The 22,106-nt window shown below is 61.0% G+C and carries 22 protein-coding genes and 1 pseudogene; 15 read left to right on the plus strand and 8 right to left on the minus strand.

Translation table 11 applies throughout. The annotated features are described in order from the left end of the window. The first annotated feature begins 2 nt into the window (after positions 1-2). Genes MFF34_RS14370 through MFF34_RS14385 form a run of 4 tightly spaced genes read left to right on the plus strand, consistent with a single transcriptional unit; the run spans position 3 to position 2,522 of the window. A complete protein-coding gene (locus MFF34_RS14370) occupies positions 3-539 on the plus strand; it encodes a DUF3833 domain-containing protein (protein ID WP_238214813.1) in 537 nt (178 codons plus the stop codon). Beyond that, on the plus strand, positions 536-841 hold the full coding sequence (locus MFF34_RS14375; protein WP_238214815.1) for a DUF6482 family protein: 306 nt from the start codon (positions 536-538) through the stop codon (positions 839-841). Before MFF34_RS14370 ends, MFF34_RS14375 begins: the two co-directional genes overlap by 4 nt. Next, on the plus strand, positions 835-2,376 hold the full coding sequence (locus tag MFF34_RS14380; protein WP_238214819.1) for a cryptochrome/photolyase family protein: 1,542 nt from the start codon (positions 835-837) through the stop codon (positions 2,374-2,376). The genes MFF34_RS14375 and MFF34_RS14380 overlap by 7 nt, the downstream gene beginning before the upstream one ends. Then, on the plus strand, positions 2,373-2,522 hold the full coding sequence (locus tag MFF34_RS14385; protein ID WP_186676319.1) for a DUF2256 domain-containing protein: 150 nt from the start codon (positions 2,373-2,375) through the stop codon (positions 2,520-2,522). Before MFF34_RS14380 ends, MFF34_RS14385 begins: the two co-directional genes overlap by 4 nt. Here MFF34_RS14385 and MFF34_RS14390 read toward each other — a convergent pair. Next, entirely contained in the window at positions 2,493-2,981 is a 489-nt protein-coding gene (locus MFF34_RS14390) for a DUF2878 domain-containing protein (protein WP_238214821.1), read from the minus strand. The two genes, MFF34_RS14385 and MFF34_RS14390, sit on opposite strands and share 30 nt — an antisense overlap. A 433-nt stretch (positions 2,982-3,414) precedes the next feature. Between MFF34_RS14390 and MFF34_RS14395 the strand changes: the two genes are divergently transcribed. From MFF34_RS14395 to tcuB, 3 genes are all read left to right on the plus strand, one after another. Continuing rightward, complete coding sequence (locus tag MFF34_RS14395; protein ID WP_099429569.1) at positions 3,415-4,335, plus strand: LysR family transcriptional regulator; 921 nt, start codon at positions 3,415-3,417, stop codon at positions 4,333-4,335. Between the two features lie 148 nt (positions 4,336-4,483). Further along, positions 4,484-5,938, plus strand: coding sequence for an FAD-dependent tricarballylate dehydrogenase TcuA (gene tcuA, locus MFF34_RS14400; protein ID WP_238214822.1), 1,455 nt, complete (start codon positions 4,484-4,486; stop codon positions 5,936-5,938). Next, entirely contained in the window at positions 5,919-7,100 is a 1,182-nt protein-coding gene (gene tcuB / locus MFF34_RS14405; RefSeq protein WP_238214823.1) for a tricarballylate utilization 4Fe-4S protein TcuB, read from the plus strand. The genes tcuA and tcuB overlap by 20 nt, the downstream gene beginning before the upstream one ends. A gap of 60 nt (positions 7,101-7,160) precedes the next feature. Here tcuB and MFF34_RS14410 read toward each other — a convergent pair whose 3' ends face one another. Next, positions 7,161-8,054: a LysR family transcriptional regulator gene (locus MFF34_RS14410; protein ID WP_027596498.1), complete on the minus strand. Its 894-nt coding sequence runs from the start codon at positions 8,052-8,054 to the stop codon at positions 7,161-7,163. 147 nt (positions 8,055-8,201) lie between these two features. Between MFF34_RS14410 and MFF34_RS14415 the strand changes: the two genes are divergently transcribed. The 4 genes from MFF34_RS14415 to MFF34_RS14430 all read left to right on the plus strand — a co-directional run bounded on the left by MFF34_RS14415 (position 8,202) and on the right by MFF34_RS14430 (position 13,396). Further along, a complete protein-coding gene (locus tag MFF34_RS14415; protein ID WP_027596499.1) occupies positions 8,202-9,281 on the plus strand; it encodes a 4-oxalomesaconate tautomerase in 1,080 nt (359 codons plus the stop codon). 62 nt (positions 9,282-9,343) lie between these two features. Beyond that, entirely contained in the window at positions 9,344-10,657 is a 1,314-nt protein-coding gene (gene dctA / locus MFF34_RS14420) for a C4-dicarboxylate transporter DctA (RefSeq protein ID WP_027596500.1), read from the plus strand. 122 nt (positions 10,658-10,779) lie between these two features. Beyond that, the gene (locus MFF34_RS14425; RefSeq protein ID WP_027596501.1) at positions 10,780-12,084 is read left to right on the plus strand and encodes a CitMHS family transporter; all 1,305 of its coding nucleotides are present in this window, start codon (positions 10,780-10,782) and stop codon (positions 12,082-12,084) included. 58 nt (positions 12,085-12,142) lie between these two features. Further along, positions 12,143-13,396: an OprD family porin gene (locus MFF34_RS14430; protein ID WP_238214824.1), complete on the plus strand. Its 1,254-nt coding sequence runs from the start codon at positions 12,143-12,145 to the stop codon at positions 13,394-13,396. 16 nt (positions 13,397-13,412) lie between these two features. Here the strand turns inward: MFF34_RS14430 and MFF34_RS14435 are convergent, their stop codons facing one another. Further along, complete coding sequence (locus MFF34_RS14435; RefSeq protein WP_238214825.1) at positions 13,413-13,916, minus strand: CinA family protein; 504 nt, start codon at positions 13,914-13,916, stop codon at positions 13,413-13,415. A gap of 171 nt (positions 13,917-14,087) precedes the next feature. Between MFF34_RS14435 and MFF34_RS14440 the strand changes: the two genes are divergently transcribed. Continuing rightward, positions 14,088-14,318 (plus strand): hypothetical protein, encoded by a 231-nt coding sequence (locus tag MFF34_RS14440; protein WP_238214826.1) that lies wholly within the window; start codon positions 14,088-14,090, stop codon positions 14,316-14,318. 15 nt (positions 14,319-14,333) lie between these two features. Here the strand turns inward: MFF34_RS14440 and MFF34_RS28325 are convergent. Both MFF34_RS28325 and MFF34_RS14445 read right to left on the minus strand, forming a co-directional pair. Further along, positions 14,334-14,961: pseudogene (locus tag MFF34_RS28325) on the minus strand (molybdopterin cofactor-binding domain-containing protein); the annotation flags it as partial. A 54-nt stretch (positions 14,962-15,015) separates the two neighbouring features. Next, positions 15,016-16,803 (minus strand): thiamine pyrophosphate-requiring protein, encoded by a 1,788-nt coding sequence (locus tag MFF34_RS14445; protein ID WP_374707404.1) that lies wholly within the window; start codon positions 16,801-16,803, stop codon positions 15,016-15,018. A gap of 157 nt (positions 16,804-16,960) precedes the next feature. Between MFF34_RS14445 and MFF34_RS14450 the strand changes: the two genes are divergently transcribed. After that, positions 16,961-17,476 carry a cupin gene (locus MFF34_RS14450; protein ID WP_238214827.1) on the plus strand — a complete coding sequence of 172 codons (516 nt, stop codon included), beginning with the start codon at positions 16,961-16,963 and terminating at the stop codon, positions 17,474-17,476. 470 nt (positions 17,477-17,946) lie between these two features. Here MFF34_RS14450 and MFF34_RS14455 read toward each other — a convergent pair whose 3' ends face one another. Beyond that, on the minus strand, positions 17,947-18,174 hold the full coding sequence (locus MFF34_RS14455; protein WP_238214828.1) for a hypothetical protein: 228 nt from the start codon (positions 18,172-18,174) through the stop codon (positions 17,947-17,949). Between MFF34_RS14455 and MFF34_RS14460 the strand changes: the two genes are divergently transcribed. Further along, positions 18,164-18,754 (plus strand): MFS transporter, encoded by a 591-nt coding sequence (locus tag MFF34_RS14460; RefSeq protein WP_238214829.1) that lies wholly within the window; start codon positions 18,164-18,166, stop codon positions 18,752-18,754. The genes MFF34_RS14455 and MFF34_RS14460 overlap by 11 nt on opposite strands. Before the next feature lie 158 nt (positions 18,755-18,912). On the opposite strand, the gene MFF34_RS14465 is transcribed toward MFF34_RS14460, so the two are convergent. Both MFF34_RS14465 and MFF34_RS14470 read right to left on the minus strand, forming a co-directional pair. Beyond that, positions 18,913-19,230 (minus strand): type II toxin-antitoxin system PrlF family antitoxin, encoded by a 318-nt coding sequence (locus tag MFF34_RS14465; RefSeq protein ID WP_238214830.1) that lies wholly within the window; start codon positions 19,228-19,230, stop codon positions 18,913-18,915. Between the two features lie 350 nt (positions 19,231-19,580). Further along, positions 19,581-20,495, minus strand: coding sequence for a LysR family transcriptional regulator (locus tag MFF34_RS14470; protein WP_225935653.1), 915 nt, complete (start codon positions 20,493-20,495; stop codon positions 19,581-19,583). 204 nt (positions 20,496-20,699) lie between these two features. On the opposite strand from MFF34_RS14470, the gene MFF34_RS14475 reads away from it, so the two are divergent. After that, positions 20,700-21,725 carry a zinc-dependent alcohol dehydrogenase family protein gene (locus MFF34_RS14475; protein WP_238214832.1) on the plus strand — a complete coding sequence of 342 codons (1,026 nt, stop codon included), beginning with the start codon at positions 20,700-20,702 and terminating at the stop codon, positions 21,723-21,725. The last annotated feature ends 381 nt before the right edge of the window (positions 21,726-22,106 follow it).

A 22,106-nucleotide genomic window follows, 5' to 3' on the forward strand; every position in this document is an offset into this window, starting at 1 on the left:
ACATGTACAGAGCACTGTTACTGGTTGGCTGCCTGCTCCTCGGCAGTTGTGGCAACGTCGGTGTCGAGCACTACGCCAAGGAGCAGCCGAAACTCGACCTGGCGGCATTCTTCTCGCGACCGGTGCAAGCCTGGGGGATGTTCCAGAAGCGTTCCGGCGAGGTGGTGAAGCGCTTTCACGTGCGTATCGACAGCCGCCGCGACGGTGAGCGGCTGATCCTCGATGAGCATTTTCTTTACAGCGATGGCACGCGTCAGCAGCGAACCTGGACGCTGGTGCCGGAAGGTGCGGGCCGCTGGCGAGGAACAGCGGGTGACGTGATCGGCGAGGCCCATGGCGAATCGGCCGGTAATACGTTGCGCTGGCGCTACCGGCTGGACCTGCCGGTAGACGGGGAGCATTGGCAGGTGGACCTGGACGACTGGATGTACCTGATGGATGACGACACCCTGATCAACCGCTCAAGCATGAGCAAATTGGGCGTGGAGATTGGGCAGATCACGCTGTTCTTCCGCCGCTTGCCGGAGGGCACACCATGAACCTGAATGCGCTCACTCAACGGGTTACGGCCGGTGAAGTTAAAGAGCTTGAACTGCTCTCGCTAGAAGGTGGCTTCTACATTCTCCGCGCACTGACCGGTGCCGGCCCGGTCACGTTGATTGATGATCGTGGTCAGCCCGTTCGCCTGCGCTCCACCACCGAGCTGCGCCACTTGCTGGCCGACCTGCCACCGGTGCCGTGCATGCTGGTGCAACAGGTGGTGCATGATGAAATGTGTGGGCAGCGTGACGGGCCTATCGCGCCGCTGCGGGTGCCCGTGACGCTGACAACCCAATGGTAGCCCGGCCCCCGCGGCTGGGGTTGGTACTCGGTGACCAACTGTCGTTCGACCTGGCAAGCCTGGCGGCCCTGGACCCTACCCGCGACGCTATTCTGATGGCGGAAGTGGAGGGTGAGGCCCGCTACGTGCCGCATCATCCGCTGAAGATCATCCTCATCTTCAGTGCCATGCGGCATTTCGCAAAGGCGCTGCGGGAGCGGGGTTGGCAGGTGCACTATGTCGAGCTCAACGCTGCCGGCAACAGCGGTAGCATTGCAGGCGAGCTGCGTCGCTGGCAGCAGGCATTGGGCGCCACGCACATCCACCTGACAGAGTGCGGTGAGTGGCGCCTGGAGCAGGCGCTACGTGATGCGCAGCTGCCGCTTGTGTGGCACCGCGATACGCGCTTTTTGTGCTCGCGTGAAGCCTTCGCGCGGTGGGCGCAGGGGCGTAAGCAACTGCGCATGGAGCATTTCTACCGCGGCATGCGCAAGCGTTGCGGGTTGCTGTTGGAGGCCGATGGCAGCCCCGCAGGCGGTGCCTGGAATTTTGATGGGGACAACCGCAAGCCGTTGCCGCGCCAGTTGCGAGGGCCGTTCGCTGCGCAGTTTGAGCCGGACGCGATCACGACAGCGGTAGTGGCCTTGGTTCGGCAGCGTTTCAGTGACCATTACGGGGCCGTGGACGGGTTCAATTACCCCGTGACCCATGAGCAGGCTCATCAGCTCTGGCAGCATTTTCTCGATTTCGGCCTGGCGGCGTTTGGTGACTACCAGGACGCCATGGCAGAAGGCGAACCGTACCTGTTCCATGCGCGCATCAGCGCGGCACTCAACATTGGCCTTCTGGATGTGCGCTGCCTGTGCGACGACGTCGACAAGGCGTGGCGTGAGGGGCGGGTGCCCCTGAATGCCGCCGAAGGCTTCATCCGCCAGTTGATTGGCTGGCGCGAGTATGTGCACGGCATCTACTGGCTCCGAATGCCTGAGTATGCCGGGCTCAATCATCTGGGAAACCAGCGTGCCTTACCGGAATTCTACTGGACGGGCGCCACCCGCATGCGCTGCATGGCGCAAACCATCGGGCAGACGTTGCGCTTGGGTTACGCCCACCATATCCAGCGGCTGATGGTCACCGGTAATTTCGCCCTGTTGGCCGGCATCGCGCCAGACGCCATTTGCGAGTGGTACTTGGCCGTGTACATGGATGCCTTCGACTGGGTCGAACTGCCCAACACGCTGGGCATGGTCATGCATGCCGACGGTGGGTACCTGGGGTCGAAACCGTACTGTGCCAGTGGTCGTTACATCCAGCGGATGTCCGACCATTGCAAGGCGTGCAGCTACAAGGTCGACCATGTGATCGAGGAGGATGCCTGCCCATTCAATGCCTTGTACTGGCATTTTCTGATACGTCACCGCGCTCAGCTGTCGGCCAATCCACGCCTGGCCATGGTCTACCGTAACCTGGACGGCATGCCGCCTGGCCATCGCGAAGCGGTGTGGTTGCGTGGTCAGTCACTGCTGGCGCGGCTGGATGCTGGCGAGGTGGTATGAAAAAGAGCCTGCTGCCCAGCAAAACCTGCGTGGTATGTGGCCGACCCTTCAATTGGCGCAAGCGCTGGGCACGCTGCTGGGCCGAGGTGCGCTATTGCTCCGAACGCTGCCGCCGGTCAGCGCCGCGCCGCGATGCGCAGCAGTAATGGCAGGGCCAGGGCCCACACCGGCATAAGCAACAAGCCGGTTTCAATCACACCCAGCGGCAGGCCGACCCCCGCCAACCTGGCGCCACCGACGTAGGCCAGTGGGGCGCCAAGGGCGCCCAGCAACGCGCCGCGCCAGTAGGGCCGGCCGGCCCAGGCCAGGCTATGGCGAAGGCCGCTGGCCAGCACCCACCACAGCAATACCAGCCACAAGGGCAGGGGCCACGTATCGAAGCGGAATACGCCCAGTGCCCCCAGCACGCTATCCAGCACGCAGCCGGCCAATGCGACACGCAACAATGCCTTGATTTCTGCCTTGTAGTCTGGGCACAGCCACAGGTGTATGGCCAGGCCGAGTGGCACCAGCAGCAACAACCCAGGGTACCGAGCGCCCAGCACGCAAGCCCACCAACCGGCCTGCAACCAGAGTGCATTGGCGACCAGCCAGCTGCTGGGCATCATTCACCGCCCGGACAAAAATGAGCGTCGTGCCTGGGGCGCCACCCAGGCAAGTAGCGCGTTGAGATTGCCCCTTGCAAGATGGTTGAAGGGCTTGGCGAATGGCTGAAAAACGGACATGTTTTGCTCCAGATGATCCTCAAGCAACAGTGAACAGTTGAAGGGATATAGCTCAAGCCTATGACTAAATTTGTACAAGTCAACGAAGTTGTACAGCTTTGTATGGCGGTGGCAGGTGCGGATTATCATGCCTTCACGGTGATGCCCTCACTATGTCGGCCTATCTGCGCAATGACGCTTAGGCGCGCGGGCCAGTGCTGACCTTGTAACGTCGCTAGCGCAGTGCGTCGGACCCACAGACGGTGTCGAGCATGGACTGGCACCGTTCGGTAACATGGCCCAGCACTTGGGCCTGTCGTTGAAAGAGATTTGTATGGAGCTGCGTCAACTTCGCTATTTTCTGGGTGTATTGGAGTACGGCAGTCTGGGTAGGGCTGCGGTCGAGCTTGGGGTTGGCGCCTCTGCATTGAGCCAGCAACTGTCGAAGCTGGAGAGCGAGTTAAGTACCCGGCTTTTGACACGTTCGAGTACCGGCGTCTCTCCGACGGCAGCGGGCCTGGCCTTCGAGTACCATGCTCGCCTGGCGCTTCGCCAGGCAGAACATGCCGTCCTGGCGGCACAAAGCGGGCGCATGAGCGGCTATGCCAGCGTGGGGCTGGCACCGACCACGGCGTCGATTCTTGGCCTGGCATTGATCGACAGGATGCGCGAACGCTATCCCAACATTCGTCTGCACCTGGTGGAAATGCTATCTGGCTATCTGACCAACCAACTCAATACCAGGCACCTTGACCTGGCGGTGTTGTTTCAGACGGAAACAGGGCCGCGATTAGAGGTGCGGGCGCTTTTGACAGAGCGACTGTTCGTGCTGGTTCCTGCGCCGCTGGTCAACGCCGAGTGGGGCGAGTCGTTGACACTGGAGCAGATCGCGACGCTACCCTTGGTGATGCCCAGTACACAGCATGGTTTGCGCACGACAATGCGCGCGATTTTCGAACGGGCGGGGCTAGAGACCAGCATCGTCATGGAAGTCGATGGCCTGTCGTTATTGATGGATTGCGTCTGTGCCGGTCATGCCGCCACCATTCAGCCTGGCGCGACGGTGGCCCGGGCGCATCAGGCTGGCTTGCGCGTGTTCGCTATCGATGAAGCACAGGCGCAGCGTCGCAATGTGATTGTCAGCCTGACCGATGACGAGCTTTCGCCGGCTGCGTTGGCGACACGGATCGTATTGCAGGAGGTCGCCCGGGACTTGGTGGAACAGGGCCGATGGCCTGGGGCCCGGTTGCTTTGACCTAGGCTCGGGGGCCTCTCACCCAACCCCTTTAGTAAAACTAAATGGCTCCCCTCGGCGATCGCGTTTCGCACCCTCCGGGCACTGATTAAAGTCCGTGGCCACGAAGAGCCCCCGAACATTCGGCTCTTCGCGACCTGGAGGCAAAATGATCGATGTGTTAGTCATCGGAGGGGGCAATGCCGCCCTCTGTGCCGCGCTGATGGCGCGCGAGGCCGGAGCCAGCGTGCTGCTGCTCGAGGCTGCACCCCGCGCCTGGCGGGGTGGCAATTCGCAACATACGCGTAACTTGCGGTGCATGCATGATGCCCCGCAGGACGTGTTGGTGGAGGCGTACCCGGAAGAAGAGTTCTGGCAGGATCTGCTGAAGGTAACCGGTGGCCAGACTGACGAGAAGCTCGCGCGCCTGGTGATTCGCGCGTCCTCCCATTGCCGCGGGTGGATGCGCCGTCATGGCGTGCATTTTCAGCCGTCGTTGTCTGGTGCGCTGCACACCGCACGGACCAATGCCTTTTTCATGGGCGGCGGCAAGGCGCTGGTCAATGCCTACTACCGTAGCGCCGAAAACCTCGGGGTAGAGATTCGCTACGACTCACCGGTGGCCGACATCGAACTGCAGGGCGGTCGCTTCGTTGCGGCCCATGTGCCGGCGCGTGAGTGCCACGGGCGACAGCTGCCTGCCGAGCGCATCGAAGCGCGCAGTTGCGTCCTCGCCGCCGGCGGCTTCGAGTCCAATCGCCAATGGTTGCGTGAGGCCTGGGGGCAGAACGAGCGGGGGGAGTGGCCTGCGGACAATTTCCTGATTCGCGGTACGCGTTTCAATGACGGCGTGCTGTTGCGCCGCATGATCGAAAAGGGCGCTGACAAGATTGGCGACCCGACACAGGCGCACATGGTGGCGATCGATGCCCGTGCCCCCCTGTACGACGGGGGTATCTGCACCCGTATCGATTGCGTGTCGCTGGGCGTGGTGGTCAACCGCGACGGTGAACGCTTCTACGATGAGGGCGAGGATTTTTGGCCCAAGCGCTATGCCATCTGGGGGCGCTTGGTGGCGCATCAGCCGGGGCAGGTTGGTTTTTCGATCATCGACCAGAAAGCGCTCGGTCGGTTCATGCCGCCGGTTTTCCCGGGCACCGCCGCCGACAGCCTGGAGGCGTTGGCCGGTTTGCTGGGTTTGCCCGTGCAGGCCTTCGTTGAAACCGTGCGGGCCTACAACCGTGCCTGCCAGGTGGGAACCTTCGATCACACGCGCCTTGATGACTGCCACACCGTGGGCCTCGAACCGGCTAAAAGCCACTGGGCGCGCCCGCTCGATACTCCGCCTTACTACGGGTACCCCCTGCGTCCTGGCGTGACCTTCACCTACTTAGGGCTGCGCACCGACGAAACCGCCGCGGTTCACTTCGATGGGCGCCCCAGCCCGAACCTTTTCGTCGCCGGCGAGATGATGGCGGGCAACGTGTTGGGCAAGGGTTACACCGCAGGTGTCGGCATGTCCATCGGCACCGCTTTCGGCCGCATCGCGGGGACCAGCGCCGCGGCTGCGGCAGGACACGTCTATCCAGAACAAGAGAATCGCCATGACCGCACAACTGCCTGAACCACGCCAACCGGATGCCGCCCAGCCGGGCCTCGCACTGATCCCGGTACTGAACCTGGAAGAGCAGGAAGTCGATCGGCAAATGCGGATCTGTAACGCCTGCCGATACTGCGAAGGTTTCTGCGCTGTGTTCCCGGCGATGACCCGCAGGCTGGAGTTCGGCAAGGCCGATATCCATTACCTGGCCAACCTTTGCCACAACTGCGGCGCATGCCTGCACGCCTGCCAGTATGCTCAGCCCCACGAATTTGCCGTGAACGTGCCACAGGCGATGGCCAGAGTGCGCGGGCAGACGTATGCCGATTACGCCTGGCCGCCCCTCTTTGGTCGACTGTATCGGCACAACGGCACCTTTGTCGCCGGTGCTTTGGTAATCGCGTTGTCACTGTTCTTGCTGCTGACGTTGTACGTCAACGGCACGTTGCTGCCGGGGCGGTTGGCGGGGAACTTCTATGCGGTCTTCCCGCACAACACCTTGGCCTTGATGTTCGGCGGTGTCTTTGCAGCGGCAGCGGTGGCGCTGACGGTGGCGATACGGCGTTTCTGGCGTTCGGTCTCGCCTGCCGAGGCCCTGGCGCAACCGGCCAGGGGGGCAGTGTTCGAGGCCTCGAGCGCGGCGTTGACCCTGAAGTATCTGGACGGTGGGCATGGCCAAGGCTGCACTGATGTCGATGATCGATACACGCTCTGGCGCCGTCGTTTCCATCATTTCACCTTCTACGGCTTCCTGTTGTGCTTCGCTGCCACTGTGGTCGCTACCGGGTACCACTACCTATTGGGCCAGCAGGCGCCGTATCCATTGCTGAGTGCACCGGTGCTGCTGGGAACCTTGGGTGGTGTTGGCCTGATCATCGGGCCGGCCGGGCTTCTGATGCTCAACCTTCGCAGGGCATCGGAGCAGGGCGATGTTGCCCAGCGCCCCATGGACCGGGCTTTCATCCTGCTTCTGCTGCTGGTCAGCGCTACTGGCCTGGCCTTGCTGGGCCTGCGTGATACTGCAGCGATGGCAATTGCGCTGGCGATTCACTTGGGTGCGGTGATGGCGCTATTCATCACGCTGCCATACGGCAAGTTCGCCCATGGCCTGTTCCGCAGCGCCGCACTGCTCAAATTTGCGATCGAGAAGCGCCGGCCCAACCCACTGGGTTTAGGGGAGGAATGAGCCATGAACGCAGCGCGTAATTACCCTGCGTCGCGTCAGGCCGGAAGACGCGCATTGCTTTCAACGGTTCGGCCATTTGTCCAACAAGATCGACACGAACTTTTCCGCTGCGGGCGACAGAGACGCCCCTCGGCGATAGACCAATCCCAGTGTACGGGTTACCTGGGGGTCGATGAGCGGCACGCTGACCAGCGTCGGGTGGTCGGCGCTTGGCATGGCCAGGCTGGGCATGGCCGACACGCCCAGCCCGGCCTCGACCATGCCCAGCGAGGTGGACAGGTGCTGAACCTCATAGAACCACTTCGGCCGCAGGTTGAGCCCGGACAGCGCATGGTCCAGCAGCATGCGGTTGCCGCTCAGGCGGCCTACGCCGATCAGCCGGTAGTCGGCCAGCTCTGTCCAGGTGACGGAGTCACGGTTCGCCAACGGGTGGTCTCTTCTGCAGGCCAGGACGAAATGCTCCTGCACCAGGGAGACGAACTCGATGTCTGGGTGCTGGCCGCTCATCATGTTGATGCCGAAGTCCGCCTCACCCCGCAGCACGGCTTCGAGCCCGTCATTGGCGCTGAGGTCCAGCAGGCGAATACGGATCTTCGGGTACTGCTCGTTGTAGTCGCGGATTACCGACGGCAGAAAATAGAACGCTGCCGTCGGGATACAGGCAAGGGTGACCTGGCCACTCTGTCGTTCGGCGAGTTCGCGAATGCTGAGGATCGAATCTTCGAAGTCATCCAGCAAGCGCCTGGCCTTGGGCAAAAAGTCCCGCCCGACGCTGGTGAGGCTAACGCGCCGGGTGGTGCGTTCCAGCAACGAGGTCCCTAGTCCTTCTTCGAGCTTCTTTATCCGCCGGCTGAGTGCCGGTTGGGACAGGTGCAAGGCTTCTGCAGCTTCATGGAAACTGCCCAGTTCGGCGATTTTAACGAAAGATCGAATGTCTTGAAGCTCATATTCCATCTGAGTTGACTCCCCAACCTTGGTCATAAATTGATGTTTGAATCGCAATAATACCTACGATATTTGCATTGGAATGATTTATACAGAGCTGTCAGTCTTGTGCCCACAACATCAATGATGTCCATTGATCAACAAGAGTGCAAAATCATGCAACGAATTCCCTGCGTGCTCATGCGCGGTGGCACCTCTAAGGGGCCCTTTTTCCATGCATGGGATCTTCCTGCCAATGTGGTCGAACGCGACGAACTGCTGATCAACCTGATGGGTTCCGGGCATGAACTGGAAATCGACGGTATCGGCGGTGGTAGCCCTCAAACCAGCAAGGTCGCGATCGTCAGCCCTTCGCTGCATGCCGACGCCGACGTCGATTACCTCTTCGTCCAGGTCATGGTTGCCCAGCGCCGGGTCGATACTGCGCCCAACTGCGGCAACATGCTGTGTGCCGTTGGCCCGTTCGCCATTGAGCAAGGGCTGGTCAAGCCCCAGGATGGCAAGACCCTGGTACGCATCCGTAATTTGAACACCAACACCTTCGTCAACTCGCTGGTGGAAACACCTGGCGGGATCGTCCGTTATGAAGGCCGTACGGCGATCGACGGGGTACCCGGTACTGCCGCCCCGGTGCACCTGACCTTCCTCGATGCGGTGGGCAGCAAGACGGGCAAGCTGTTCCCGACAGGCCAGGCTCAGGATGTCATCGACGGTGTCCCTGTCACGTGCATCGACATGGCCATGCCGATGATGATCGTCGATGCCAGCCAGTTGGGTGTCACGGGTTCTGAGACCCCGGCGCAGTTGGATGCGGACACGCGCCTGCTGCAACGTTTGGAGGCGTTGCGCCTGAAGGCAGGCAAGGCAATGGGGCTGGGCGATGTCAGCGGCATGGTGATTCCAAAGCCAGTGTTGGTTTCTCCGGCGCGCTATGACGGCACGCTGCAGGTCCGCTACTTCATGCCCCATAACTGCCACCGCGCCCTGGCCATAACCGGTGCCATTGGCCTGGCGACTGCCTGCGTCAGCCCTGGCACGGTGATCTTGGACATGCTTGGGGATCAAGCCCAGCAATTGAAAGAGGTTCGTCTGGAGCACCCGAGCGGTGGTATCGACGTGGCGCTTACGCGCAGCGGTGCCGATGGCAAGACACTTCAGGCCTCCGTGGTGAGAACCGCACGCCGACTCTTTTCAGGCTTCGTCTACGCCCCGACCTTGCGCAGGATGGCAGGGTAGGAAGGGGCGGATCACGTTGGCAACCATCGCATCCGCACAATTTCAACAATGGGTGATGCCTCATGAAACTCGCGAAGTCACTGTATTTCCAGATCCTCTGCGCTGTCCTGCTGGGCGTGGTGGTTGGTCACTTCTGGGCGCAACAGGCCGTTGCGCTGAAGCCACTGGGTGATGCGTTCATCAAGCTGATCAAGATGATGATCGCCCCCGTGGTGTTCTGCACCATCGTCACCGGCATCGCCGGCATGACCGACAAGCGCTCCCTTGGGCGGTTGATGAGCAAGACCTTGCTGCTGTTCCTGGTATTGACGGTGGTCAGCCTGATCATTGGCCTGGGGGCGGTGTACCTGTTCCGTCCGGGTGTTGGCATGAACATCGATCCGGCTACGCTCAGCACTGTAGGCCTCAGCCAGTACACCGCCTCTGCGGCCAAGCTCAGTGTGGTCGATTTCTTCATGCACATCATTCCGGACACCTTCATGGGGGCGTTCAACAAGGGTGAAGTGCTGCCGGTGTTGTTCATCGCTGTACTGAGCGGATTTGCTCTGTCGTCAATGGGCGAGAAAGGCAAACCGGTACTCGATGTACTGGAGTCCGCCTCGACCATGGTGTTTCGTATCTTCGGCTACCTGATGCGCTTCGCCCCAATTGGCGCCTTCGGTGCACTGGCCTTCACTGTCGGGCAGTATGGCGTGACGTCCCTGGGCGCATTGGCCAAGCTGGTAGGTACACTTTATATCGCCTGCGCATTCTTCGTGCTGGTCGTGCTGGGGGGTATCTGCCGGGCGCACGGCTTCAGCCTGTGGAAGCTGCTGCGGTATTTTCGCGAGGAGTTTCTGGTGGTGCTCGGCACATCGTCCACCGAGCCCGTTCTGCCGCGCATGTTGGAAAAACTCGAGAAGCTTGGCTGCAAGAAAGGTGTGGTGGGGCTGGTGCTGCCAACCGGCTATTCCTTCAACCTCGACGGTACCGCCATCTACCTGTCACTGGCGGCGGTGTTCATCGCCCAGGCTTGCAACATCGATCTGACGTTGGGCCAAACGTTGACAATGCTGGCGATCATGCTGTTGTCGTCCAAAGGCGCTGCGGGCGTCACCGGCAGTGGCTTCGTGGCGCTGGCCTCGACGTTGACGGTTATTCATGACATCCCGCTGGCAGGGCTTGCCTTGCTGATCGGCATTGATCGCTTCATGTCAGAAGCGCGTGCACTGACCAGCCTGGCCAGCAATGCCGTGGCCACGGTGGTCATTTCACTGTCGGAGAACGCCTGTGATCGAGAAACCTTGCTGCGTCGCCTGAACGGCACCCCGGCAGCACCGGGCGAAGCGGACACGGCGCAGGCCAGCTGGTCAGCCGAACCTCGGCATCACGGCTAATAGCCGCTTCCACCTCCCATTGTTGACTTAAAATCCCACTCAACATCCCAGTGATGTCGAGTGGGGTAGGGGGCCGTCTGCCCTATCGACGGCCGCACACAATAAAAACAAGAGAAAAGACCATGCTCGCACTTCTGGGCCTGATTATGGTGGTGACCTTCACCTACCTGATCATGAGTAAACGCCTGTCTCCTATCGTTGCCCTGACCGTCGTTCCGATTGTTTTCGCTGTGATTGGCGGCTTTGCGCCTGACCTTGGCAAGATGATGCTCGATGGGCTGAAAATGGTCGCACCGTCTGCGGCGCTGCTATTGTTCGCCATCCTGTTTTTCGGCCTGATGATCGACGCGGGTCTGTTTGATCCGCTGATCCGCAAGATTCTCAAGCGGGTGAATGGCGACCCGATCAAGATCGCCATCGGTACCGCCTTGCTGTCGCTGCTGGTGGCGCTGGACGGTGATGGCACCACGACCTACATGATTACCTGTGCCGCCATGCTGCCGCTGTACAAGCGTATCGGCATGAACCCGATGATCCTGGCCACCGTATCGATGCTGTCGTTGAGCATCATGAGCGGCATGAGCCCATGGGGCGGGCCTGCTACCCGTGCCATTGCGGCGCTGGGTCTAGATGCGACCGAGTACTTCATCCCGATGCTGCCGACCGTCATCGGTGGGGCAGCGTGGGTAGTGTTCACAGCCTACTTGCTTGGCCGCGCCGAGCGCCGACGCATCGGCAACATCGCGCTGGAGTCCGGTGGTGGTAACTGCTACATCAAGGAAATCCTCGGCGATAACCCGCACAAGCGCCCGCGGCTGGCCTATGTGAACCTGTTGCTGGTCATCGCTGTCATGACTGCGCTGGTGCTGGGGGTTATGCACGCAGCCATCTTGTTCATGATCGGTTTTGTCGCCGCATTGATGATCAACTACCCGCAACTGGACTTGCAGAAAGAGCGCATTCTCGCCCATTCAGGCAACGCCATGACCGTGGTGCTCCTGGTGTTCGCCGCAGGCATCTTCGCCGGTATTTTCTCGGGTACGAAGATGGTCGATGCGCTGGCGCAGACCCTCGTGGACTGGATTCCGGAAGCCTGGAGCCACTGGTTCCCGCTGGTGGTGGCGCTGACCAGCATGCCGCTGACCTTTGTGCTTTCGAACGACGCTTACTATTTTGGCGTTGTGCCGATCCTGGCCAATGCGGCTGCCGCGTATGGTATCGACCCTGTAGAAATTGCCCGCGCTTCGGTGCTGGGCCAGCCTGTACACCTGATGAGCCCGCTGGTGGCTTCGACCCTGCTGCTGGTGGGCATGGTCGATCGAGATATCGGCGACTTCCAGAAGGCAACCGTGAAGTGGGCGGTTTTGACATCGCTGGTCATCACTGCGCTGGCCTTGCTCACGGGTGCTTTGTCCTTCTTCGTCTGATCTAAATAGGGCGCAGCGTGCGCCCGCCTCATCCAATAACAACAACAGAGTATCGAACATGTCCCGAGCTGTTTTCCGTGGGGCCACCTGTGGCCTGCTCTGCGGCTGCTTGCCTGTGGCCGGCGCTGCCGGATTCATCGACGACAGCAAGCTCAAACTGCAGCTGCGCAACGTCTATTTCAACGAAAACTTCCGCGACGAACAGGGCATGAGCGCCCGCGCTGCTGCGACCGCCAAGAGTGAGCGGGTGGAATGGGCGCAGGGCTTTTTGCTCGACTATCAATCAGGGTTTACCCAAGGCCCGCTGGGCCTTGGGCTCGACGCCCTAGGGCTTGTAGGCGTGCGCCTCGACTCTGGGCGCGGCCGCAGCGGTACCGGCCTGCTGCCGGTCCATGACGATGGCCGCGCCGCAGGCGAGTTTGCCAGTGCCGGCGTGACTGCCAAGGCGCGGGTGGGCCAGACCGTGGTCAAGCACGGTACCTTGCTGCCCAAGACACCGGTGCTTGTTTATAACGATGCCCGGCTTCTGCCGCAGACCTACCAGGGCACGCAGTTGACCAGTACGGATGTCGATGGCCTGACGCTGACCGCCGGCCACTTGGATCGGTTCAAGCAGCGCGACTCGTCCAACAGCACGGGCCTGTACCTGGATGGTTACGGCGGCGACGAGTCTGGCGATTTCAGCTTTGCGGGTGCTGACTTAGCCATCAGCAAGCAACTGCGTGTGAGCTACTTCCACGGCCAGCTCGAGCACTTCTACCGCCAGGATTATGCAGGGCTGGTGCACGATCTACCCTTGGCCGGCGGGGTGTTCACCACCGACCTGCGCTACTTCAAGAGCCGCGACAGCGGAGCTGCTTATGGCGGCAAGATCGACAACGACATGTTCAGTGGGCAGGTGTCGTATACCCACTCCGGGCACACCGTCGGTGCCGGTTACCAGATGCTAGACGGCGATGCCGGGCTGCCCTACATCAGCGGTGCGACAGTTTACTCGTTCAGCAACGTCGGCATCGGCAAGTTCATCGAGGAGGAAGAGAAAACCTGGATGGCAAGCTATGCCTACAATTTTGCAGCAGCCGGTGTCCCTGGGCTCACGTTCATGGCGCGATACCTGAGCGGGGACAACGGTCGTTCCGCTGAAGCTGAACTCAACGAATGGGAACGTGACATGGAACTGGCCTACGTTGTGCAGTCAGGGCCCGTCAAAGGGCTGGGTGTAAAACTACGCAACTATGTCTACCGTTCTGATTTTTCCCGCGGGCGCGACAGTAACCGCATCTACCTGACCTACGACATTGCGATTTGGTAATGCGGCACCCTTGCTCTCAGGCGCGCTCCCCACGCAGCCAGCGCTCGTGATAATGAATCAGCCGGGTTAGCCCGTAGACGGCGCCGTCATGCATGACCTGCGACCGCTCTCCAAAAAATCGCTGGGTGCGGGTAAACACGGCAATGGGCTCGCCGGCAAATGCCCACGCAAAGCACAGTGTGCCGGGTAGTACCCCAGAGGTTGGGCTAGGCCCGGCTACACCGGTAGTTGCAATAACGACGTTGGCATCGCTGTCCTTCAATGCCCCTCGGGCCATTTCCCAGGCGACTGGCTCACTGGTCAGCCCGTACCGTTCGATCGTTTCCGCGCTTACCCCGAGTAGGCGCTTCTTGGCGGAAGGGGAATAGACGACATAGCCGCTTTCCAGTACCTCGCCTGTACCGGGGAAAGCCGCCAGCAAAGCAACCATGCAGCCTGCTGTACAGGACTCGGCAGTGGTAAGTACTAGGTGGTGGTCTTTGAGATAGCCGAGCACGGCCAATACGGGATCATTTGCCATCTTGGTGTCGACTCGTAGTGCTTTTGCGGTGGACGTATTGACGATGCAAATGGTTCACCAGGTTCACCAGGTTCGCTTGGTTGCCTGAGCTGAACTTTTTTGCCTGCGTTGATCTCCCTGAAGGAACACGGAGCGGGGCGCCGAACCCCTGCACTTGGACCTGAGGTGAGTATGGCAACTTACAACATTAACTATCGCTTGGCTGAAGAGCCGAAACGTTATCGATTGGAGGTGGAGCAGGGCACGCTCAGTCGTCACGAAGCTGCAATGCACCTGATTGTGTTGCATTTCGGGGACAGCGAAAACGGGCTTGTGCTGCCTGCTGCTGATTCATCGCCGAGCGAGATCATGGCTCAAGCCAATGTGCTTGGGTTGTCCCACATTGAGGTTTGCGCCGTGTGATGTTGGCTGGCTCAATCACAGCACCTTGTCGAGCGTGATGGGAAAGTCCCTTACACGCTTGCCCGTGGCATGGTAGACCGCGTTGGCCACCGCGGCGGCAACCCCGACGATGCCGATTTCGCCGACACCCTTGGACCCCAGCTCGTTGACAATATCGTCGTGCTCTTCAACGAAGATCACGTCAATATCCCCGCTGTCTGCGTTGACTGGGATGTGGTATTCCGCCAGGTTGTGGTTGACGATGCGGCCCAACCGATGGTCGGTCAACGCTGCTTCGTGCAGGGCCATGCCCACCCCCCCACACCACGCCCCCCAGAATCTGACTGCGCGCGGTTTTCGGATTGACCACCCGTCCTGCCGCCACCGCGCTGACCACTCGAGTTAATTTGATCATGCCAAGGTCCTCGTCGACGTGGACTTCCACGAAGACCGCCGAATGGGTGGCGGTGGAGAACGGTTCACGCCTGGCGCCGGGTTCGGCGTCGATCTGCACGGCAAACTCCCCGTCGGGGGCGCTGGCAACGATGTCCGCCAAGACCAGCCGATGGCTGCCCGCGTGCAGGTAGCCCTCGGCGAAAACGATCTGCTCCCGGGGCGTGCTGGCCACTTGGGGGTACATTTTGTGCGCATGTTCCAGCACTTTGTTGTGCGACCGGGCCGGCTGAGCAAACGTTCAGCGGGTTAGCCGACGTGCCCATCACTTTTTGCCTGGTAGCACCGAGCCGAGCACCTGCTTGGCTGTCTGGACGATGATGCCCGCCTGGTCGGGGTCGCCCTTGAGCAAGGTACTGGCAAACTTCTTCGCTTGCTCCAGCTTGATGTGCGGTGGCAGGGGCGGCACGTTCGGGTCGGTCTTGAACTCGATCAGTACCGGCCGGTCCGCAGCCAACGCGCGCTCCCACGCAGCGGCAACGTCCTCTTCGCGGTCTACGTAGATACCTTGCAGGCCAATGGAAATGGCGAACAAATGGTAGGGCACGTCAGGGATCGACTGCGACGCTTCGAACTTGGGGTCGCCCTCCATGACCCGTTGCTCCCACGTCACCTGATTGAGGTCCTCATTGTTGAACACAGCACAGATCCATTGTGGGTTGTCCCACTGTTGCCAGTACTTGGCCACGGTGATCAGCTCGGCGAGGTTGTTCATCTGCATCGCCCCATCGCCCAACAGGGCAACCACAGCCCGTTGCGGGTGGGCGAACTTGGCTGCAATCGCGTAGGGCACAGCTGCGCCCATGCAAGCCAGGCCTCCGGACAGCGAACACTGCATCCCCTGGCGAATCTGCAGGTCGCGGGCAAACCAGTTGGCACAGGAGCCGGAATCGCTGGTGATGATGGCGTGGTCGGGCAGGCGAGGGGACAGCTCATGCACTACACGTTGCGGGTTGATCGGGTCAGCCTTGACCAGGGCGCGCTTGGCCACGGTCTTGTCCCACTGCGCACGCCAGGTCTGGACCTTGTCGCGCCACCGCCGTTCGGTCTTGTATTCAAGTAACGGCAACAGTGCGCGCAGTGTTTCGCTGGCATCGCCGACCAGGTTGACCTCCATCGGGTAGCGCAGGCTGAGCATGTCGGGTTGCAGGTCGATCTGCACGCCTCGTGCCTGGCCTTCCTTGGGCAGAAACTCGGAGTAGGGGAAGCCGGAGCCGATCATTAGCAGGGTGTCGCATTCGCTCATCAGCTGATAACTGGGTTCGGTGCCGAGCAGGCCGATCGACCCCGTGACCCACGGCAGATCATCCGGTAGCACAGCCTTGCCCAGCAGCGCTTTGGCCACGCCAGCGCCGAGTTGTTCGGCGACCGCCATTACCTGCTCAGTCGCCTGCAGGGCGCCGGCACCCACCAGTATCGCCACTTTGCGCCCGGCGTTGAGTACAGCGGCGGCGCGCTGCAGGTCTTCGTCGAACGGCAACACCCTCGGCTTGCTGTAGCCGATGCCTGAATGCACCGTACCGTGAGCCCTCGGGGGGGCGTTGTAGGGCAGGTCCTGCAAGTCGTTGGGCAGAATAACAGCGGTGACCCGGCGTTCGCCGACGGCCGTACGCACCGCACGGTCGAGCAGGTGGCGCACCTGTTCTGGCGTAGAGGCCTGCTGGACGAACGCACCGGCGACATCCTTGAACATCGACAGCAGGTCCAACTCCTGCTGGTAGTGGCCGCCCAGTGCTGCACGGGCCTGTTGACCGACGATGGCCAGCACTGGCTGATGGTCCATGCGTGCATCGTACAGCCCGGTCAGCAAGTGCGAGGCGCCCGGGCCGGAGGTCGCGATGCAAACACCAAGCTCGCCAGTGAACTTGGCATGGGCGCTGGCCATGAAGGCGGCCATTTCCTCATGGCGGGCCTGGATGAATTCAATCTTGCCGTTGGCCCGGCTCAGCGCGCCGAACACGCCATTGATGCCGTCGCCGGGGTAACCGAAGATGCGCCGCACGCCCCATTGATACAAACGCTCCACCAGAAAGTCGCCTACCGTGCCGGTCATTACCTGCTCCCGTTTAGTGATCGATAGGGGTCTGGACTTGGCAGGTGTCGGGAAAGTTTCAACGGTATCCGCTACCGTCTGCCGGCTGGAACTTGGCAACAGCGGGCGGGTTCGAAGGTGAACCCAACAACCGATCAGGATGCGCATCGTGACGCTCATGAACACATCAGATGCCGCCGTGCAGGCGTTGTATTTCGAGGACGACGGCGCTACGCCGAACAGCCGTTTTCCCGTGCTGTTCTATCGGCTGACGCTTGATCCGTCGGTGGATAATGCCCGAACCTTCGAAGCACTGTTTGCGGCTCACCAATGGACCCCGCTGTGGCGCGACGGGATCTTCGATTATCACCACTTTCACCCTAACGCTCATGAGGCGCTGGGCATTGCTTGCGGGCAGGCCCGATTGACGCTTGGCGGAGCATATGGGCAAAGCGTCAGCGTAAAACGCGGCGATGTGCTGGTGCTGCCGGCAGGCACGGGTCATCGCTGCAGCGAATGCAGCGATGACTTTCTAGTGGTCGGCGCCTACCCACACGGGCAGGAAGACTACGACATCCAGCGGCCCGACAGCGCCGCCCACCCGCGCGCGCTGGCGCGCATCGCCAAGGTGCCGCTGCCTGAGCAAGATCCGGTCAGTGGCATCCGCGGTGCATTGATGACGCATTGGCGTTAAGTGCGCGGCTAACGGGGCTTGCGCTGAAATGATCTCAGGGCCGCCAAATAGGCGATGAACGAGTAACCCATCGCCATCGGCTATTTCAGTTAACTGCCGGAACCTGAGCCTGATCCGCTACCGGCCGAGCCGCTGCTTCCACTGCCCGAGCCTGTACCGATATCACCAGAGCCATTACTGCCGGTTCCCGAGCCACTGTTGGTACCGTCACCTCCGGTGTTGTCCGTCCCATTGTCATCAGTACCGCCATCACCGGTACCCAGGCTATCGCCTGGTTTTCCTGAGCCTGTCGCATCGCCTTGGCCGTTCATGTGCCCATTGTCGTGAGATTGTGTGCCCGGGGCGCGCTGATCGTTAAGGTCTGTGGCAGCCAAGGCAAGGGGGGCACCCAGGCTCAGGCACAACGCGAGCAGTAATGTATGTGGTTTTGCTGGCTTCATGGCGGAGCGCCTTTTCTGGTTGTTCACCCTCTATTCGGCCTGTGGATAGCCAGAGGGTGCCTGCAGAGCGACGGAAGGCTCTGCTAACTTGGCATAGACCACCAGGCGTAGGTGGCGATCTTCGTCGATGGTCAGCGAGGTGTGCTCGAACAGCTCGATCTTGCCGTCAATGGTCAGCTTGCGCATGCCTGCAGAGGGGGCGTGAACATCGTGCCGGCGCGCGTTGGGCGCATTGCTGGTGTTTTTGGTGTATTCCACGTCCAGTTCGTTCTTCTTGTGCTTCACCTTGTTGGTGCAGACCGGGCTGGGGCTTGATCCTTTGACTGCGGGTAGCATTTTCGCACCCTGCAGCGTGGGGTTCGTGCTGGCGTCGCTCGTCGCGCCCAAGCTGGTGGCGAGATGGGGGGCGAGCGCCATCGTTGTAGGTGCGATGGTGTATGCCGTTTCGATCGGGCTATTGATTGCGCAGGTTTGGATGGCGGGTGCGGCCCTGAGGCCCACGGGGTTGATCCCCGTGCTGATGGTGGTCGGCGCCGGTCAGGGTTTGATCATGACGCCACTGCTGAACCTGGTATTGGGTTTTGTCGATGAAGCCCAGGCCGGTATGGCGTCGGGAGTGATCTCGACTGTTCAGCAGGTGGGGGCGGCTCTGGGAGTAGGGGTAGTGGGCATCCTGTTCAACAAGGCGCTGGTCGCGGGTGATGGCGGGGTCGTGCTGGCAGGTCACTACGTGGCGGCTTTCGTCACGGGCATGCTCTACAACTTGATGGCAGCGCTGCTGGTTGGCCTTTTGTTGCTGACGTTGGCTAAGGCACAGCAGCCGGCGGTAGGCAGTTGAGAGAAAGCGTTCGATGGCACGTGAACTGATTGTGCTAGCGCCCATTTGAGCGTTAGGCGGCGTGGTTAAGGCCGCAGCTTACGCATTGGATTCGTGCCAGTCGCTATGCGCTGCCCAGCGTATTGTCTTGAACAGCAGCGTCCAGCCATGCTGCTGTGTCAAAACGCGACCTCACCGTTAATCTCTTCGTCTAGGTTCACAGGGTGGCGTGCGTTGGCGCGCATGGCCTGTGCCAGGTCGTCCGGTAGCGCGGTGATGTTGCGTCCGTTGCAGATGTCAGCCTCCAACAGGGTTAGGAATGCGCCGATGGCAGGGTCTTCGTGATCGGCCCCCACCCGGCTGACTACGACTTCGTTCCTACGGACGTCGAACGCGACTTTGGTGCCGGTATTCAGGCCCAGCAGTTGGCGGACGGCTTTGGGTAAGGTGACCTGGCCCTTGGAGGTGAGGGTGGCGGTTACGCGGATGGCAGGCATGAGTGTTCTCCTGGGCGTGTGGAAGAGGTCGTAATCCTTACGCTATCAATCTCGGTTTTCTGCAGAGATCGTGCAGGCCGAATGGAAGGCTGCTCATGTCGCAGGTCATCCGGGTCAGTGTTCGTTTCGAGGCCGGCTTTCTCATGTTCACGGGGACGTGGTCAGGGGCCATGGCATGAACGCATGACCGACGATTGCTGATGCCTTGGCCAGAACAGAGGCGATGCGAAAGCCGCCTTCGTCGACATCCCCCCAGTGATGAACGGGCGTTCCTGCGACAATGCTCGACAACAATCGCTGATACATGGCTCGCCACGCTGGAGGCGGCTTTTCAATGCCTCTAAATCGCCTTAAAGGCTGTCAGGATCCCCAAAAAACATCTGTATCCGCGATCGCAACCAGCGCTCTGCCGGATCATTATCCTGCGCCCCCCGCCACGCCATGTGCAGCTCGAAACTGCGCACCTCGATCGGCAGGTCCTCAGCCCTCAACCCCCCGGCAGCCGTCAACGCATCCGCCGTGTAATCCGGCACCGTGGCAACAATGTCGGTACCGGCCAGCAAACTCCCCAGCCCATTGAACTGCGGTACCGCGAGCACCACATGGCGCTTGCGGCCTATCTCGTCCAGGGCTTCGTCGATGAAACCGGACAGGTCACCGGCAAACGACACCAGGGCGTGCGGCCGGGCGCAGAAGTCGTCCAGGGTGATGCTGCCGGGCACACTGTCGGCGCGCAGCAGTTTCGGCTTGCTGCGGCGCAGCACCTTGCGCTTGGCATTGGCTGGCAGCTCGCTGGTGTAGCTAACGCCCACCGAGATTTCCCCTGAGGCGAGTAGCGTTGGCATCAGCAGGTAGTTGACCCGGCGTACCACCAGCACGATACCCGGTGCTTCGGCACGGATGCGTTTGAGCAGTTGCGGCAGCAAGGCGAATTCGGCGTCGTCCGACAGGCCGATGCGGAACACAGCATTACTGGTGGCGGGGTCGAACTCGGCCGCGCGGCTGACAGCGGTAGAGATCGAGTCCAGCGCCGGGGAGAGCAGGGCGAAGATTTCATGCGCCCGCGCCGAGGGCTCCATGCTGCGGCCGGTGCGCACGAACAGGGGGTCGTCGAACAGGTTGCGCAGGCGCGACAGGGCCGCGCTGATGGCCGGCTGGCCGAGGAACAGTTTCTCGGCAGCACGGGTCACGCTACGCTCGTGCATCAGCGTTTCGAACACGATCAGCAGGTTGAGGTCTACACGACGCAGGTCGTTTCGATTCATCGGTGCGCTTCGCCTAAAGTGGGGCAGGGGTGAATCTTAAGGCCAAAGGCTGTTACCCTGCACCGATTTCCGGGGGCCAATTCAGATGAATGTCAGGTGCCCAATCGATGACAAGCATGTCGACTATTAATGACCACTGATGGTCTAACGGCCAAAGCCCGGATAAAGTCCGTGGTAATAGAGGTTCACAAGGCGAGGTATGCGATGTCCCGCATGATCCGTTTCCACAAGTTCGGTGCAGCCGATGTGCTCCGTTGCGAAGAGCAGGCCGAACCGTCGCCCGCCGCCGACGAGGTGCAGGTCCGCGTCGAGGCGATCGGCGTCAGCTGGTATGACGTGCTCTGGCGTCAGAACCTGGCACCGTCCCAAGCCCGCCTGCCGGCGGGGATCGGCCATGAGATGGCGGGTGTGGTGACGGCTGTCGGTGAAGGGGTCGAGGATATTGCGGTGGGTGACCGGGTCGCCAGCTTCCCGGCCACCAGCGCCAATGATCACCCGGTCTATGGCGACGTGATCGTGCTGCCGCGTACAGCCATCACCCGCTACCCGGGTATCCTGACGCCGATCGAGGCCAGCGTGCATTACACGCCGCTGCTGATTGCCTACTTCGCGTATGTCGACCTGGCCCGCGCCAAGGCAGGGCAAACCGCGTTGGTGACTGATGCCAGCCACTGCGCCGGGCCTGCGTTCGTGCAACTGGGCAAGGCGCTGGGGTTGAAGGTGTTTGCGGCCACCAAGGAGCCTGAACAGCGCGACTACCTGTTGGGCCTGGGGGCCGACAAGGTGATTGTCACCGAGGAGCAGGACCTGCTGCTGCAGGTTGGTAAATACACCGACGGGCGTGGCGTGGACATGGTTCTCGATGGCATGGGTGGGCCGCAGATGTCGCTGCTCGGCGATGTGCTCGCCCCCCGTGGCAGCCTGGTACTGTACGGCCTGCAAGGCGGCAACCAGACACCGTTCCCGGCCTGTGCGGCGTTTCAGAAGAACATCCAGTTCTATGTGCACTGTATCGGCAACTTTACCGGCAAGCCGGAGCTGGGTATCAGCCAGGACCAGGTCGCGCTGCAGCGGGCGCTGCGGGATATCAACCAGTTCACCGCCGATCAGTTGCTGAAACCGCAGATCATCAAGGTGTATCCCTTCGATCAGGTGGTCGAGGCGCATCGGCACATGGATGAATGCCCGTGTGGCGGGCGGGTGGTACTGGATATGGCACAGCCTTCCTGAAGGGGGGTTGAAGACCACAAGAACCCGGGCAACGTCCCGGGTTTTTTGTGCGTTGGTGGGCGCAATGCCCAAATGCTATATCCATAAAAAATCAGACGCATCCTACAATTAAGAAGTACGGAGACTACATATTTTAAGCGTTTGCTTTTTATTGTCGTAATATCTTGGAAGGAAAATCAAGTTGAATACTTGTGGCCCCCGGACCATTGTGTGTTCCAGTGCTTGCTGAATGGTTTTTTTACGCTGATCTGTATCTTCTATTCGATATCCAACGCTCGATAATGGCCCAGTGATAGTTTGCGCAAGGAGCGTGGAATGAGCATGGCTATGCCCGAGTTAGGGCAGCGTATGGCAGCAGCCGGTCATCGGTGCGGCGCATTT

Origin of the sequence: Pseudomonas sp. PAGU 2196, from assembly GCF_022179005.1 — a bacterium.
Lineage (GTDB): Bacteria > Pseudomonadota > Gammaproteobacteria > Pseudomonadales > Pseudomonadaceae > Aquipseudomonas > Aquipseudomonas kermanshahensis.